9 protein-coding genes, 1 tRNA gene and 1 pseudogene are annotated in these 15,292 nt (G+C 71.0%); 5 read left to right on the forward strand and 6 right to left on the reverse strand.

Features of this window, described 5'->3' with window-relative positions:
* Positions 1-11: 11 nt before the first annotated feature.
* Complete coding sequence (locus ACFYQQ_RS22355) at positions 12-809, reverse strand: class III extradiol ring-cleavage dioxygenase (RefSeq protein ID WP_356163919.1); 798 nt, start codon at positions 807-809, stop codon at positions 12-14.
* Between the two features lie 99 nt (positions 810-908).
* Here ACFYQQ_RS22355 and ACFYQQ_RS22360 point away from each other — a divergent pair, with 99 nt between their 5' ends.
* Positions 909-1,412, forward strand: coding sequence for a MarR family transcriptional regulator (locus tag ACFYQQ_RS22360; RefSeq protein WP_355794298.1), 504 nt, complete (start codon positions 909-911; stop codon positions 1,410-1,412).
* 280 nt (positions 1,413-1,692) lie between these two features.
* Here the strand turns inward: ACFYQQ_RS22360 and ACFYQQ_RS22365 are convergent, their stop codons facing one another.
* Positions 1,693-3,240: an MFS transporter gene (locus ACFYQQ_RS22365; protein ID WP_355789647.1), complete on the reverse strand. Its 1,548-nt coding sequence runs from the start codon at positions 3,238-3,240 to the stop codon at positions 1,693-1,695.
* 172 nt (positions 3,241-3,412) lie between these two features.
* Positions 3,413-4,057, reverse strand: coding sequence for a TetR/AcrR family transcriptional regulator (locus tag ACFYQQ_RS22370; protein ID WP_355789644.1), 645 nt, complete (start codon positions 4,055-4,057; stop codon positions 3,413-3,415).
* A gap of 541 nt (positions 4,058-4,598) precedes the next feature.
* On the opposite strand from ACFYQQ_RS22370, the gene ACFYQQ_RS22375 reads away from it, so the two are divergent.
* Positions 4,599-5,873: a M6 family metalloprotease domain-containing protein gene (locus tag ACFYQQ_RS22375; protein WP_355789641.1), complete on the forward strand. Its 1,275-nt coding sequence runs from the start codon at positions 4,599-4,601 to the stop codon at positions 5,871-5,873.
* Between the two features lie 309 nt (positions 5,874-6,182).
* Positions 6,183-8,099, forward strand: coding sequence for an IclR family transcriptional regulator C-terminal domain-containing protein (locus ACFYQQ_RS22380; protein ID WP_388905006.1), 1,917 nt, complete (start codon positions 6,183-6,185; stop codon positions 8,097-8,099).
* 253 nt (positions 8,100-8,352) lie between these two features.
* On the opposite strand, the gene ACFYQQ_RS22385 is transcribed toward ACFYQQ_RS22380, so the two are convergent.
* Entirely contained in the window at positions 8,353-9,150 is a 798-nt protein-coding gene (locus ACFYQQ_RS22385) for a helix-turn-helix domain-containing protein (protein ID WP_355779102.1), read from the reverse strand.
* 480 nt (positions 9,151-9,630) lie between these two features.
* Here ACFYQQ_RS22385 and ACFYQQ_RS22390 point away from each other — a divergent pair.
* A tRNA-Arg gene (locus tag ACFYQQ_RS22390) sits at positions 9,631-9,706 on the forward strand.
* A gap of 66 nt (positions 9,707-9,772) precedes the next feature.
* Here ACFYQQ_RS22390 and ACFYQQ_RS22395 read toward each other — a convergent pair.
* Positions 9,773-10,435 carry a formylglycine-generating enzyme family protein gene (locus ACFYQQ_RS22395; RefSeq protein WP_388905007.1) on the reverse strand — a complete coding sequence of 221 codons (663 nt, stop codon included), beginning with the start codon at positions 10,433-10,435 and terminating at the stop codon, positions 9,773-9,775.
* Positions 10,436-10,823: 388 nt separating this feature from the next.
* Here ACFYQQ_RS22395 and ACFYQQ_RS22400 point away from each other — a divergent pair, with 388 nt between their 5' ends.
* Entirely contained in the window at positions 10,824-11,429 is a 606-nt protein-coding gene (locus ACFYQQ_RS22400) for a hypothetical protein (protein WP_356239430.1), read from the forward strand.
* Between the two features lie 402 nt (positions 11,430-11,831).
* On the opposite strand, the pseudogene ACFYQQ_RS22405 reads toward ACFYQQ_RS22400, so the two are convergent.
* Positions 11,832-15,229: pseudogene (locus ACFYQQ_RS22405) on the reverse strand (HelD family protein).
* Between the last annotated feature and the right edge of the window lie 63 nt (positions 15,230-15,292).

Genomic DNA, 15,292 nt, shown 5'->3' on the forward strand with positions numbered 1-15,292 from the left:
CGCCGGGTGGGTCAGCCGATCTGGAGTGAGCGCTTGGCGAGTCCCAGCCAGAAGCCGTCGATCACCGTGCGCTGCGAGGAGAGCTCCTCGTGCGCCGCGCCGAGGGTGACGAACAGGGGCGCGAAGTGCTCGGTGCGCGGGTGGGCCAGCCGGCCCGCCGGGGCCTTGTTCTCGAAGTCGAGCAGGGCGTCCAGGTCCTGGGCGTCCAGGGCGCGCCGGCCCCAGTCGTCGAACTCGGCCATGACCGAGGACACCCGGCCCTCCTGGCTGAGCGCCCGCAGGTTGTGCGTGAAGAAGCCGGAGCCCACGATCAGCACGCCCTCGTCGCGCAGCGGCGCAAGCCTGCGGCCGATCTCCATGAGCCGGACCGGGTCGAGCGTCGGCATGGAGATCTGCAGCACCGGGATGTCGGCGTCCGGGAACATCTCCACCAGCGGCACGTAGGCCCCGTGGTCGAGGCCGCGGTCCGGGATGTCCTGGACCGGCGTACCGGGGGCGCGCAGCAGCTTGCGTACGGACTCGGCGAGCGCGGGCGCGCCGGGGGCGTCGTACCGGACGCGGTAGTAGTGCTCCGGGAAGCCCCAGAAGTCGTACACCAGCGGGACGGTCTCCACCGCGCCGAGGGCGAGCGGGGCCTCCTCCCAGTGGGCGGAGACCATCAGGATCGCCTTGGGGCGCGGCAGGTCGGCGGACCAGGCGGCGAGCTGGCCGGGCCAGACGGGGTCGTCGGCGAGCGGCGGGGCGCCGTGGCTCAGGTAGAGAGCGGGCATGCGCTCACGCGTGGGGCGCTCATCGGTGGTGGCGGACATGGCGGCGGCTCCCTGACTGATACTTGAACTCTAAAGCTCTCCCTCGAGACTACTCCGCACTTGTTTAAGCTTCAAGCAGGAGCCTCGTACAGTGGAAGCATGAACACGGCACCCGCGGAAGAGCCGCGCTGGCTCAGTGACGAGGAACAGCGCATCTGGCGCGCGTACATGCACGCCACGACCCTGCTGGAGGACCACCTCGACCGCCAGCTCCAGCGTGACGCGGGCATGCCGCACATCTACTACGGCCTGCTCGTGCAGCTCGCCGAGGCGCCGCGCAGGCGGCTGCGGATGACCGAGCTGGCGATGAACGCGAAGATCACCCGCTCCCGGCTCTCGCACGCGGTCGCGCGGCTGGAGAAGAGCGGCTGGGTACGGCGCGAGGACTGCCCCTCCGACAAGCGGGGGCAGTTCGCGGTGCTGACGGACGAAGGGCGCGAGGTGCTCGCGCGGACCGCGCCCGGCCATGTCGGCGCCGTCCGCCAGGCCCTCTTCGACCGGCTGACCCCGGAACAGCAGAAGTCCCTCGGCGACATCATGCGGATCGTCGCCGAGGGACTTCAGCCGCAGGAGGCGGGCGCGGACCTGCCCTGGCTGCGGTAGGGGCTGCCTGCCGCTGCTCACCGGGCCGGCCGTGACCGGCGGGACGCGCCGGTCGGGGCTCGCGGCGTCCGTACGCGGGTCCGCCGGGTCGGCTCAGGGGTGTCCGCGGGGGCTCGGCGAGCTTCGGCGGGTGGCCGCGGACGCGGGTCCGCCCCGGTTCCGCTGAGCTCGGAACCGGGGCGGACCCCAGGACGCGTACGGGCGAGGCGTCCCCACCCCGCGCCCGTACGCGAGGCACTCACGGCGACCGGGTGCGAGCGGCATCCGGTCGTACGAGGTGTCAGTGGGCGATGACCGGGACCTTGAACTCGTCCTCGACGCCCTCGCCCGCACCCTCGCCCGACACGGACGTGGTGTCCGGACGGCCGGTGTTGATGAAGGTCGCGGCCACCGTCGCGGCGACCACGAGGATGCCGACGGCGAACCAGATCGCGTTGGTGTAGCCGTGCACCTGGCCCTGGAGCTGCACCAGCTGCTGCTGGGACTTCGAGCCGGCGCCCGCGATGTGGTCCTTGATGTAGGACGTCGTCGCCGACGCGGCGATCGTGTTCAGCAGGGCCGTACCGATCGCGCCGCCCACCTGCTGCGAGGTGTTGACCATCGCGGAGGCGACACCGGCGTCACGCGGCTCGACGCCGTGCGTGGACAGCGACATGGCGGGCATGAACGCCGTACCCATGCCGAGGCCGAGCAGGATCATCCCCGGCAGGATCGTGCTGGAGTAGTTGGAGCCGATCTCCAGCTGGGTCAGGATCAGCATGCCGAGCGCGGCGACCAGGAAGCCCGGCGCCATCAGGAAGCGCGGCGGGACCCGGGTCATCAGCCGGGTGCCGATCTGCGTCGAGCCCACCATCATGCCGCCGATCATCGGCAGGAAGGCGAAGCCGGTCTTGACCGGCGAGTAGCCCTTCACGATCTGCAGGTAGTAGGTCAGGAAGAGGAACAGGCCGAACATCGCGATGATCGCGAGGCCGAGCGAGAGGTAGACGCCTCCGCGGTTGCGCTCGGTGATGACGCGCAGCGGCAGCAGCGGTGCCTTGACCCGGGACTCGGTGATGACAAAGGCCGCCAGCAGCACGGCCGAGGCCACGAACAGGCCGACGGTCACGGAGTCGCCCCAGCCGTCGGACTCGGCGCGGGTGAAGGCGTAGACGAGCGTGACCAGACCGAGGATGGACAGGATGACGCCGGGGATGTCGAGCGGCGAGCGGTTGCGGCCGCCGGCCGGCTCACGGATGACGTAGTACGCGCCCGCGGCGGCGATGATCGCGAACGGGATGTTCACGAAGAACGTCCAGCGCCAGTCGAGGTACTCGGTGAGGACACCGCCGAGGATGAAGCCCACGGCGCCGCCGCCACCGGCGATCGCGCCGTAGATGCCGAACGCCTTGGCGCGCTCCTTGGGCTCCGTGAACATCACGGCGAGCAGGGAGAGCGCGGCGGGCGCGAGCAGCGCGCCGAACGCGCCCTGGAGGGCACGGGCGCCGAGCATCATCGCCTCGTTGGTGGCCGCGCCGCCGAGGGCGGACGCGCCTGCGAAACCGATCAGGCCGGCGACGAAGGTGCGCTTGCGGCCCCACAGGTCGGCGATGCGCCCGCCGAACAGCAGCAGACCGCCGAAGGCCAGCGCGTAGGCCGTGATGACCCACTGCCGGTTGCCGTCCGAGATCCCGAGGTCCTGCTGGGCGGAGGGCAGCGCGATGTTCACGATGGTGGCGTCGAGGACGACCATCAGCTGGGCCAGCGCGATGAAGCTGAGCGCCTTCCAGCGGTTGGAATGGGCGTCGGCCAGATCCGCCTTGGCGGTGGCCCGGACTGTTTCAGACATGGGGGTACCCACTTCGGTACTTCGTAGCGAAAAAAGGGATCGTCGAGCTGAGTAAGGGTCGGGGCGTCGCCGGTGACGGCCCCGGGGCGTTGTCAGGAGAGTCGGCTCATCGACGGTGACGGCCGAAAGCATGGTGTGAGGAGTGACCGGCGCCGGGCGCCGGACTCATCGGTCAGGCGCGTCGCAGATCCTCCACGGTCGCGGCCACCCCGGGCAGTACGGAACGGGCCGGCGCCCGCATACCGTCCAGGAAAAGCTGCAGATGACGGTGCACGAACCGGTCGATCCCCTGGCACGCGGTGCCGGGCAACGGCCGGGTGAGCTGGGTCAGGGCGATCATCAGGTCGCCGAACTCGACGTCGGGACGCAGGGTTCCGGCCTTGCGGCCGCGCTCCATGAGCAGCTCCACCAGTTCCGTGAAGCGGTCCCGGGCGGCGACCAGGTCCGGGTGGTCCTGGTCGAAGCCCCTGGAGAGCATGGGGCACAGGGCGCCGATGCGCTCGTCGGCGGCGGCGTGCACGAAGCGGCTCAGTGCCTCGAACGCGTCACCGTCCCCCGCGAGCGCGGTCTCGATCTGTTCCGAGGTGCGGTCCATGACCGAGCAGACGACCTCACGCACCAGTGCGTCGCGGTCGGGAAAGTTGCGGTACACCGTGGCGTTGCCGACGCCGGCCCTGCGGGCGATCTCGTCGAACGGCACTTCCGGGCCGAACTCGACGAACATCTCCCGGGCGGCGCCGACGATCCGCTCCCGGTTGCGCAGGGCATCGGCACGCGGCCGGGTCGCTCGGCGCTGCGTGGGGGTGGCGGTCTCCACGGCGTACTCCTCCAGTAGGTCCAGTGCTCCGGATGGGCTCCGGAGGTGCTGCTCGCCCGGATGACTCCGGGTGGTGCGTCCGGCGGGTGCCGGGTGGTCCGTGTGGTGCTTTCCGGCGGGTGCCGGGGTCGTGCCCCTCCCGGACGACTCCGGGTGGTGCTCGCCCGGCGGGTGCCGGGGTGGTGCTCGCCGCGGTGACTCCGGGCCGGGGTTGCCGGCTCCGGAAGGGACTCCGGGTCTCGCGCGTCCGTCGCGGCGGGTTCCGTCGCGGTCCGGGTACCCGGCGCGGCGGTGATCCGACGCCCCTCCGGGTGCCCGGGGCGATCCGGGGACGCGTTCCCCGTTTCGCTTGGACACACAGCTAAACGGGGAAACGATCCCCGGTTATTTCCCAGGTCCAGTATGACCTGCGTCACATGTCCTGCGGGACGGAAACCCACGTTCGGTCCCCTCCGGCGAGCGCCCCCGCACCCCGCGAACGAGGGTGATCGCAAGGGTGCAGCCGGAGCCGGCGGCTGCCGGGGAGCGAAGGGGCCCATGCATGCAGCCGACCAGCCGTCGGATACGCCCGCGCCGTGTGGCCGCCTTCGCCTCGGTGACCGCCCTGACGCTGGCGGTCAGCACCTCCGCCGGCACCGGGCACCTCACGGCGGGCTCGACCGCGTCGGGCTCCATCGCGCTGGCCCGCTCCACGGCGCTCGGCCCCTGCATGATCACCGGCGCCGCCGGCGTCCAGATGTCGGAGGGCATCCCCACCCCGGCAGGCTACGCCCGCTCCACCGGCACCGTCCGCGCCCTCAACCTCATGGTCGACTTCTCCGACGCCCCCGGCCAGGGCAGCGCGCTCGACCGGCTGGCGGAGTTCTTCCCCAAGACCCGGGAGTGGTTCCGCACCAGCTCCTACGGCCGCCTCGACTACCGCCCCGAGGCCCCCGTCCGTGACTGGCTGCGGATGCCGAGATCCTTCAAGGACTACGGCATAGAACGCGGCGCCCCCTTCGACCCCGGCTACCGCGACCTCGTCCAGGACATCGTGGCCGTCGCAGACCCCAGGGTGGACTTTCGCGCGTACGACATCCTGAACGTCCTGGTCACCCCGAACGCGGGCCCCTCCGCTCTGGACACCGTCCTGTCGGTGACCTTCGCGGGCAACACCGAGGCACCCGTCGCCGACGGCGTCCCCGTCGCCAACGCGTCCTTCGTCTACAGCCGCCAGGACGACGGCTCCGGCTCCTACGGCGACACCGGCTACCGCGTCCTGCCGCACGAGAACGGCCACACCTTCGGCCTGCCCGACCTCTACACACAGGACGGCGGCGGCGCGGTCGGCCACTGGGACATCATGAGCGAGGACTGGGGCGCCGACAACGACCTGCTCGGCTGGCACAAGTGGAAGCTGGGCTGGCTCGACGAGTCCCAGGTCCGCTGCGCCGCGACGCCCGGCACCAGCGAGTACACCCTCACCCCGCTCGCCAGGCCCGGCGGCACCAAGCTGGTCGTCGTCCCCCTGAGCGCGAAGACCGGGTACGCGCTGGAGCTGCGTACCCGCGCGGGCAACGACGAGACCGTGTGCCGCCCCGGCATCCTCATCTACAAGGTCGACGCCGACGTGGACACCGGCAACGGCCCCGTCAACGTCTTCGACTCCCAGCGCGACAGCGGCGGCTGCACCCGCAGCCCCAACGTCCACGCCGAACTCTCCGACGCCCCCTTCACCCCCGGCGAGTCCTTCCAGGACCCGAAGACGGGCGTCCGGATCACGGTCGCGGGAGCGGACCTGACGGGAAACCACCGGGTGTACGTGACGCGGCGGTGAGGGGGACGGGAGCGGTGACAGCAGGCGTGGGGGCGGCGGCCGTAGGGACGGCAGCCGTGGAGGCGGTGGCCGTAGGGACGGCAGCCGTGGAGGCGGTGGCCGTAGGGACGGCAGCCGTGGAGGCGGTGGCCGTAGGGACGGCAGCCGTGGAGGGGGCAGCCGTGAGGAGGGGAGCCGTAGGGAGGGCAGCCGTGGAGGCGGCAGCCGTGGGGGCGGCGACTGAAACCCGTGGCCGGGCGTCTTCGACCTGCTGGGGCGACCGGGCAAGCATTACGGTGTCTCATCCGAGATCCGCAACGGAGAGCTTCCATGCCATCGAACGTCTCGCCGGCACTCGACACCCCCGTACCCGCCGAGGCCGTCGCCCCCCTGATGCGCGGCATCGCCGTACTGCGGCGGCTGACCGATGCCGACGGGGCGTCCAGTCTCAGCGGTCTGGAACGGGCCACGGGGCTCGCCCGGTCCACCGTCGACCGGATCACGGCCACCCTCGCGCGCATGGGATACGTACGCCTCGACGGCCGTGACGCCGTCCTCGCGCCACGCCTCATGGAGCTCGGCAACGCCTACCTCGCCGCGCTGCGCCTCCCCCGCCTGCTCGGCGCCCACGCGGACGCGCTCGCCGACGAACTCGACGAGTCGGTGTCGCTGGCCGTCGGCGACCTCGACGGCATCCGGTTCATCCACCAGGCCACCCGCCGCCGCGCGATGTCCCTCAGCTTCCGCATCGGCGACCTGCTCCCGGTGGAGCGCACCGCGCCGGGCCCGCTCTTCGCCACCGAGTGGGGCCCCGCGGAATGGGCCCACTGGCACGCCCGCCGGGCCGCCGACCCGGAGGACCGCGGCTTCCCGGCGGTACCGGCCAGGAGCCGCCCGATCGTCGACGCCGACGACGACGACCGCGACGGCACGGACCACCGGGCGGCACAAGCGCCCACCGACACCCCGGTGAACGGCACCGCGCCCCGGCGCGACCCCGCCCTCGGGGACGACTTCGAACGGCGTACGGCGGCGGCCCGGGAGTCCGGCTGGTCCCTGGACGACCAGCTCATCGAGCAGGGCCTGGTCGCCCTCTCCGTGCCGGTGTGCGATCCGGGCTCCGGCCGTATCGCCTGCGTCGTCAGCGTGGTCAGCCACACCAGTCGGCACACCGCCGCGGACCTGCGGGACACGCTGCTCCCCCGGCTGCGGACCGCCGTGGAGGCGATGGAACGGGAGCTGCGGATCGCCGCCGAGGCGGGGGAACGGGGCCTGCGGACCGCCGTCGAGCCCGAGGAACGGGGGCCGCGGACCGGCGTGGAGGCCGGGGAACAGGAGCTGCGGACCGCCGCCGAGGCCGGGGAACAGGGGGCGCGGACCGGCGTGGAGGCCGGGGAACAGGAGCTGCGGCACACCCCGTCCGCCGGGCCGGCCGCACGCACCGGACTCGCCACGTGGACGGGGGCCTCGAAGCAGGAGCTGGGCCGCGACTTCATCGAGTCGCTGGCCCGCGGGCTGACGGTGTTCACGGCGTTCGGGGACGGCCGCGCGGAGCTGACGCTCTCGGAGGTCGCGCAGGCTACGGGGCTCGCCCGGGCCACGGCCCGCCGCGCCCTCATCACCCTGGAACACCTCGGCTACGTCACCGCCCGCGACCGCTTCTTCGGGCTGACCCCGCGCGTCCTCGGCCTCGGCTATCCCCCGCTGTCCCGGCTGTCCCTCCCCCAGATCGCGACGCCTCACCTCACCGCCCTGTCCCAGCACCTCCAGGACTCGGCGTCGCTGGCGATCCTGGCGGGCGACGACATCCAGTACACGGCACGGGTCGCCACCCGCCGCGTGATGAGCGTCAACGTCACCGTCGGCACCAGGCTGCCCGCGTACGCGACCTCGCTGGGCCGGGCGATGCTGGCGGACCTCCCGGACCCGGTGCTCCCGGAGGCGGCCCGCCTGACCCCGCGCACGATCACCGAGCCCGCGCAGCTACGGGCGGCCCTGGACCGCGTACGCGCCGAGGGGTACGCCCTGGTCGACGAGGAACTGGAGGAGGGCCTGCGCTCCATCGCCGTACCGGTACGCGACGGCGGGGGCCGGGTCGTGGCCGCCGTGAACGTCGCGATGCACAGCAGCCGCCGCACGGCGGAGCAGTGCGTGACGGAGGTACTCCCCGAACTCCACACGGCGGCAACCCGAATCGAGACGGACCTGCGGGTGGCGGGGAGGTTCCGGCGGGTGTCTCGGGTTTAAGGGGGTGTGGGTGTGGGTGTGGGGGTGCGCGTCCGTGGCCGGGGGCGGACGCCCGGGTGGGGACGCGCCTCGGGCGGGCGGGGCGCCGGGCGGGGGCGCGCCGGGCGGGCGGGGGCGCGCCAGGCGCGTGGCTGACGGTCCGGCGGTAGGCACCGGCGGACGGGGCCCCATTCCGTTGATGCTGTGGATTCCGTTGATGCCGTGGATTCCGCCGACTCTGTGGATTCCGTCGCGCCGATGTCCTGTCGGGTGGTTATAAGGGTCCGTTGCCGGGGGTGCCGCGGTAGGGGCGTCCTGTGGGGTCGTTCGGTGGGGCGGGGGTGCCATGGGCACCGGGGCTGCCGGGGGCGCCGGAGTTGCCGGCCGGGGACCGCCCGGAGGCGTCCAGCCCCGCGAGGACGGCCGAGGCGGCGAGCCGGGGCAGCAGCAGCGTCCAGAACCGGGTGAGGGTGTTCCGGGAGAGCCACCGCTCGTCGCGGGCGCCGAGGGTCTCGAAGCCGACGACGGCGGCGACGATGGTGGACGCGGCATCCCGCGCGGACACGTCCTTGGCCAGCACGCTCTCGCGGTCGGCGCGGCCGAGTATGTCGATGACGTACTCGTGCCAATGGCGATGCAGATGATCGCCACCGGTGACGGAATCCGCCCCTCCGGTCAGTGCGAACCCGGCCCGGAGCACGACGTCGTGGCTCAGCCCGTGGAGCAGGGCGTGGGAGGCGTCAACCAGAACCTGAAGGGACCCGCCGCCAGGGGAATCGGCTCCACCCCCTCGCGGCGGGCCGGCCGACCCGGCCGTATGCGGTGCTCCCCCGCCTCCGGAGCCCTCACCTACTCCCGTGATGCGTTCGAGGCGTTGGGCGGCGGCCCGGCCGACGGCGTCGGCGAGGGCCGCCTTGCTGGCGAAATGGAAGTGCAGCGCGCCGTTGCTGACTCCGGCCCGGGCACTGATGGCGGCCAGGGTGACCACCTCGAAACCCTCCTGGTCGAAGAGCTGGGCGGCGGACTCGATCAACGCGTTGCGGGTACGGACCGCGCGCTCCTGCTTGGCCATCGGGGCTCCCATTCTCACCGGAGACTCGATGAGGGTAACAAACCGTCCATGCGGTTTAGGCTGCGGGGCCTCAATCTCCACTCGAAGGTCGATGGGCCTCCACTGGACCCCCGCAGAAAACGCCCCGCTCAGCGCCGCGAAGGACAGGCGGCGACACGGAAGGAACAGACTTGGACATGGCTCAGGGTGTGGAGGAGGGCGCGGGGCGCGGGAGAGCGGCGGTGCAGCGGAGGCTGGTGGGGCGATTGGGCTTGCGTCGTGGATCCCGTAGTGGCCCCGGCGGTGGTGCGGCACGACGACTACCGGCGGCACGCGCGCACCAAGGCACCCCGCCGGCTCGGTCGATGCACCGCATGGCCCCGCCCAAGTCAGGGGGTCTGTAACGACCTTGGCGTCAGCGGCGCACACGCCTCGGACTGCCCCCTCGACCGGAGCCGCCATCCGCTAGGCTAGTCGCCGGGTCTCCACGGAGATCCGCACGCCTTCGTAGCTCAGGGGATAGAGCACCGCTCTCCTAAAGCGGGTGTCGCAGGTTCGAATCCTGCCGGGGGCACCAGTCCAGAAGGGGGCCACCTCCGGAAATTTCTGAGGTGGCCCCCTTCTGACATCCAGATCCTTGCCTCTAACTGGTTGGCAGGGACGCGACCGGGCGGACCGCAGTGAAGTCCTGAGACTCGTCGCGTGTAGCGGAGAGCAACAGCAGCCACTCGTCGCAGCCCTGCCACGGAGATAGGTCACCGCCACCTCCTCGCACCACCCGCGGTCCGTCACCGGTACGGGGGCGTGCGTCCGCCGGCGCGTCCGTGAAATGCGGGATCCACACATCGGCACAGACCTCGTTCGCCGACCCCATCGCCGCCAAACCGAAGGCGTTCTCAGCCGCGGCTGTGCGCTCCTCGTCGGCAAAGTCGTCCAGCACATGGTCCTCGTCCGGCTTTCCGTCCCCTCGGAAGGTCAGAGTGGTCGTCCCTGCCCGGGCCGCGTACTCCCACTCCGCCTCGCTGGGCAGCCGGAAGGGCAACGCCCCGAGCAGGTCGTCCACGTCGTCCTCGAAGCGGGCCGTGCTTGCATCCGAGTCGGCGAAGCTGTCCTCGTACTCGGGCAGCCAGTGCCGCGCTTGCGCCACCGTCAGCGGATGGCGGGCGATCAAGAACGGCTCAACCCTCACTTCTCGTACCGGCCGGGCATGGACAGCACCGGCGAAGAACGCTTCGAGGTCGTCATCGGCGCCGTCGGACCGCTCAAGGGCACGAACCGCGCCCAGTTCCGCGTCGGACAGACCCATCAGGAAGGCCCCACCGGGGACAGCCCGGAAGACCACTCCGGAAGGGGTGTGCCGCCACGCCGGTCGACCGGCCACTATCTCGTGAGCCCACATGGTGCCGGACGCTAGCAGCCGGGTATCCCGTGCAGGACGCCGCAGCTCCGCACCACTACCGCACCAGATCGCGGGGAACAGCGGGGAACCACGGTGAAAGCCGACAGCACCTGCGAGAGTGCAGGTCAGCCATCAACGCAGGTCAGCGCCCCAATTCAGCCTCGAATGATTGCAGCTTCCCAAGCTGAGAGCGTGGACCCGGCTCCACTTCCGCGACCACCCAGCCAGCGTCATGGCAAGGGCTACCGGTAGCAGATGTGCAAGCGTCCACGTGTCGCTGGCAGACTGTGGACCCATGAAGCAGCCTGCCCGTCTGCCTATGACCCCGCGTCCCATGCCCCCGCTCCGCGGCGACGAGTCGATCGTCGGCGTCCCGGACGCCACCGTGGTCGACTTCTGGCGGTTTGCCATGCCGGACCTCCGCATGAACAACACACGTGGCCTGTTCGCCGAATTTCTGGTCCACCAGGCGGTCGGCTCCCACGAGCCCCGGGTGGAGTGGGCAAGCCACGATGTCGAGACTGACGACGGACTGCGCATCGAGGTCAAGGCCGGTGCCTACCTGCAAGCCTGGGAGCAGCGCACGCCCTCTCAAATCCGCTTCAGTGGGCTCCGCGCTTGCAAATGGTCATCCAAGGGCGGTTACTCGGAGGCGAAGTCGTACAACGCCGATGTCTACGTGTTCGCCGTCCAGACCGCCCGTGAACACGCTGTCTACAACCCGCTCGACACGGCCCAGTGGGAGTTCTACGTACTCCCCCGCCCAGCAGTCGCTGCCCTAGACGCGGACAGCGTCAGCCTAGGCACCGTTCGCGCGGCGGCCGGTCCACCAGTGTCCTTTGCCGCCCTCAGCGACTGCATCCGATCGGCCGATCCCCGCCCCGGAACCAACGTCGGTTGATGAGCGAAGTCCGTGCCACGACCGTGCCAGATACAGGGGTCAGCCACGGTCAGCACCAGTGTCCGGCGGTCTAGTACTCGCCTGCCGCCTCGACCGGCGAAGCCGCAGCTCCGCCAGCCTCTCTCCTGAAGCGGGTGTCGCAGGTTCGAATCCTGCCGAGGGCGCAGCGCGTTACCGCTCTGACCCGGGACTTCTCCCCTAGGGAGGGCTCTCCTGCTCGGCCTCGGACTCCTCGTCCGGGGCCGTTTGCGTGAGCGGACGGAGAGTTGATCCCCGAAGTCTCTCCAGCGGATTAGCATCATCCGACCCGGTCTCCTCTGGGCCATCGGGCTCTGGCTCCTCTTCAGGCACCCAAGGAGCGCACGAGGGAGCACGGGGGAATCGCGCTTCTGTCGAAAGTGGTTACGCCCCTCCGGAGCCCAGCGCGGTTTCCGCGTCGTGGCCGCCCCAGCTGTCGCGGGTGCGCCACAGGACCTGAACCCCGAAGACACCGAACACGGTGTCGGCCGACCAGTCCTCAGCGGGCGGTTCGGAGAGCACTAGGTAGAGGCGGTCGGCAGGAGCAGGCAGGGTGTGGTTGATCTCCAGGAGGCGGGTGGCTCCCGAGCGGAGGTCGGCGTAGGTGGAGCGTCCGGCACCGAGAACCTCGTAGAGGAAATGGCCGTCTTCCGCGGTGCGGCTGACGTCGATGACCGGGGAGTCGGACGGCTGCAGGTCCGCCCAGAGCAGCGCCGCCTTGAGAGCATGGCGCACCGCCTCGTGCTTCTTGCACGTGCGGTCGGCGGCCGCCGTGGTTTCAAGCGAGTGTAGAAGCCCCTTGGCGGGCGTGGCAGTTGCTGGCGTGGCGGACATGCCTTCAGAGGTCACGGGCTCTGCTTCCTTCTGCTTGGACGGCTGCTCGACGAAGGCGGGCACACTTTCGGTTTCCGGTTTGCCCGGGGCTGCCCGGCGGTGCTGGAGCGCCTCTCGGGCCGCGTTCAAGGCCTGGGCCCAGCCGGCGCGTGCCAGGTCCGTCTGGAGACGGTTCACGTCGAGGTCGCCGTCCTTGAGCATGCGGTTGGTGTGCGCCGCGAGGTCGCGCAGGAGGCTGAGCCGGTGCTTGTCAGGGGACCCGAGCACCCGACGCACGTCCACCCAGTCCGACTGATCGCGGCGGAGGACGCGGTTGGCCATGCCCTTGAGTTCGGACAGACGATCACGGGCGTCCTCCGGAACGCTTCCGTCACCGTTGGTCAGTTCGTCGAGAACGCTGAGCGCCGCCCGGTAGCGCTCCGCCATTCTCGGCGAGATGGGCTGGCGACCGCGCTGGTCCGAGGTGATAAGGCAGTGGTTCGTCTCGTGAGCGAACACCCAGCAGTCCAGTACCGCGCCGGGACGCGGGGGCACCGAGCCGTGGCGGACGGTCAGGACCAGAGGGACGTCGATCTCGGGAGACAGGGCCTTGACTCTGTACCGGCCACCGGGTGCCTGGCCGGTCACGCAGACTCGGACGTCCGTACCGATGTCGGGGACGTCCGCGTCTGCCATGCCTGGTTCGCCTTCGGCATGTGCTGATTCGGTACTGCCGCCGTCGGTGTTCGTGAGGGCCTCCGGGAGCGGGGACGTGTGCAGGACGGTCAGGCTCTGGGTGCTGCGGGTGAGCGCGACGTACAGCTGGCGCAGGCCGGCCGGGCCGCGGTCGGCGATGGTGGCGGGTTCGACGACGAGGACGTGGTCGTACTCCATGCCCTTGGCCTGGGCCGCGGCCAGCACGGACACCGCCTCACGCCCCTGCCCGGTGATGCCGTCGGCCAGGTCCAGGTGGTGGCTGATCTCGTCGAGCCAGCCGGAGTCGTCGGGGACGATGACCGCCACGGTGCGCAGGGTCTGTCCGTCGCTGGTGCCGATGAGGCGGGTGGCTTCCGCCACGGTGTCGTCGAGGAGCTTCCACGGCTCCGTCGCGACCGTCCGTACGGCGTCCTCTCCCGCCGCACGCACGGCCTGCGGGTACGGCAGCGTAGGGGCGACGGTACGGGCCAGCGGGGCGACGAACTCCATGATTTCGGCGGGCACGCGGTAACTGGTGTTCAGCTCGGTCACGCGCCAGTCACCGTGGTCGGACAGGAGGGTGCCGAGGCGGTCCCAGTCGGTGTGGGTGTGGGGGCCGGTGGCCTGGGCGAGGTCACCGAGGATGGTCATGGAGCCCTGCGCGGCGGACCGCCGGCGCAGGGAGCGGGCCTGCATGGGTGTCAGGTCCTGCGCCTCGTCGACCACGATGTGCCCGTACCGCTGCGGGGTCTCCCCGGTGATGAGATATCGCAGTTCTTCGAGGCAGACCCGGTCGTCGAGCGTCCAGGGATCGGCGTCGGCCGTGTCCGCCCGAGGGCGAAGCAGAGCGGCCTGCTCTGAGGCGTCGAGAATGTCCTCGGCGCAGGTACGCAGGAGGTCTTCCGAGGCGTAGAGGGTGCGGAGGGCTTTCTGGCGCCGGGCGAAGGCCAGACCCGTTCGATGAGGCGCTCGACCTGACGGTTGCGTTCCAGGTCGCGGCGGATCGTGTCGTCGCGGCTGCGGCGAGGGGCGACGGCGACGAGTTCCCGCAGCAGGCGGTCGACGAGCAGCCCGCGGAAGCGGTCGCGGCGCTCACGGTAGGAGCCGTCGCCTCGGCGCACGTCGTCGAGGAGCGAAAGCATTTCGGAGCGCGGGACACGCAGGGTCGTGCTGCCGACGGTGACGGTGAGCTCAGGCTTGGCCCCCTCGTAAGAGGCAGTGGCGGTGAACTCGTCGACGGCCTCGGGACGGCACTCGATCTCGACGCGCCGTCGCAGGACGGCCGCCATACGCTCGTCGGACTTCACCACCCGCGCCTGGGGAGTGTCGGTGCCGAGGTCCTCGCCGTCCCACAGACGGGTCACCTGCACGGCGTTGACGTTCCGGGTGCCGAGCGTGGGCAGCACCTGGCTCACATAGTCCAGGAACCGCTGATGGGGGCCGACGACGAGGACGTCCTGGGCTTTGAAGTGCTCGTTGTTGACGAGCCAGGTCACGCGGTGCAGACCGACCGCCGACTTGCCGGTACCCGGGCCGCCCTGCACCACGAGGATGTCCGAAGGCGAGCCGGTGACCAGGGCCATCTGGTCGCGGCGGATGGTCTCGACGATGTCCCGCATGCTGCCGCTGCGCGAGCGCTGAAGCTCACGCAGGAGGAAGTCGTCGGGCTGCAGCGGCTTCTGGCGCTGGACGCGGGCGATGTCGGCGGGTGTGGGGACGGGCGGGCTCGGTGCTCCCTCCTTCTGCGTGACGGTGGCCGGCTCCGTGGGCTGGGCCTCCCACTGGGCATCGTCTGCCGCCGGCCGTGGCTGCGGGACGGGGGCGGCGGCAGTGACCTCGTCGAAGTAGTACTCGACGACACGCTGTACACAGCGCAGTCGCCGCCGCAGGAGCACCTCGCCCGGGGCATCGGGCAGCGCCTCGAACCACTTCTTGGCCAGCCGACTGGTCCACAGTACGACGACGGTGTCGCGGGTACGGACGTCGGAAACGGCACGTCGGCCGACGTACCAGGTCCTGGGCCCCTTGCCGGGCTCGTCCTCGTCCGGTGCGTCGACGCGGCTGATGACCAGCGACTCGTTGCCGAGTCCGTCGTATGCCGCGGCCCGCTCCTCGGCCACGATCCGGTTGGCGACGCTGTCCTTGCCGCTGGCGGAGGCCATGGCGACCGAGCCCCCGGTCATTTCGGCCAGCCGCGCGGCATAGCAGTCGTAGGCGCGATCCACCGCCTTCTGCTCAAGGGCGATGATCTCTTCGCGCGTGGTGGTGCCCATGTACATATCCCCTCCCCTTGCAACCCCCCGGAGGGCGCTGCGACGGGCATACGCCCGGCCCCG

Origin of the sequence: Streptomyces sp. NPDC005496, assembly GCF_042872045.1 — a bacterium.
Taxonomy (GTDB): domain Bacteria; phylum Actinomycetota; class Actinomycetes; order Streptomycetales; family Streptomycetaceae; genus Streptomyces.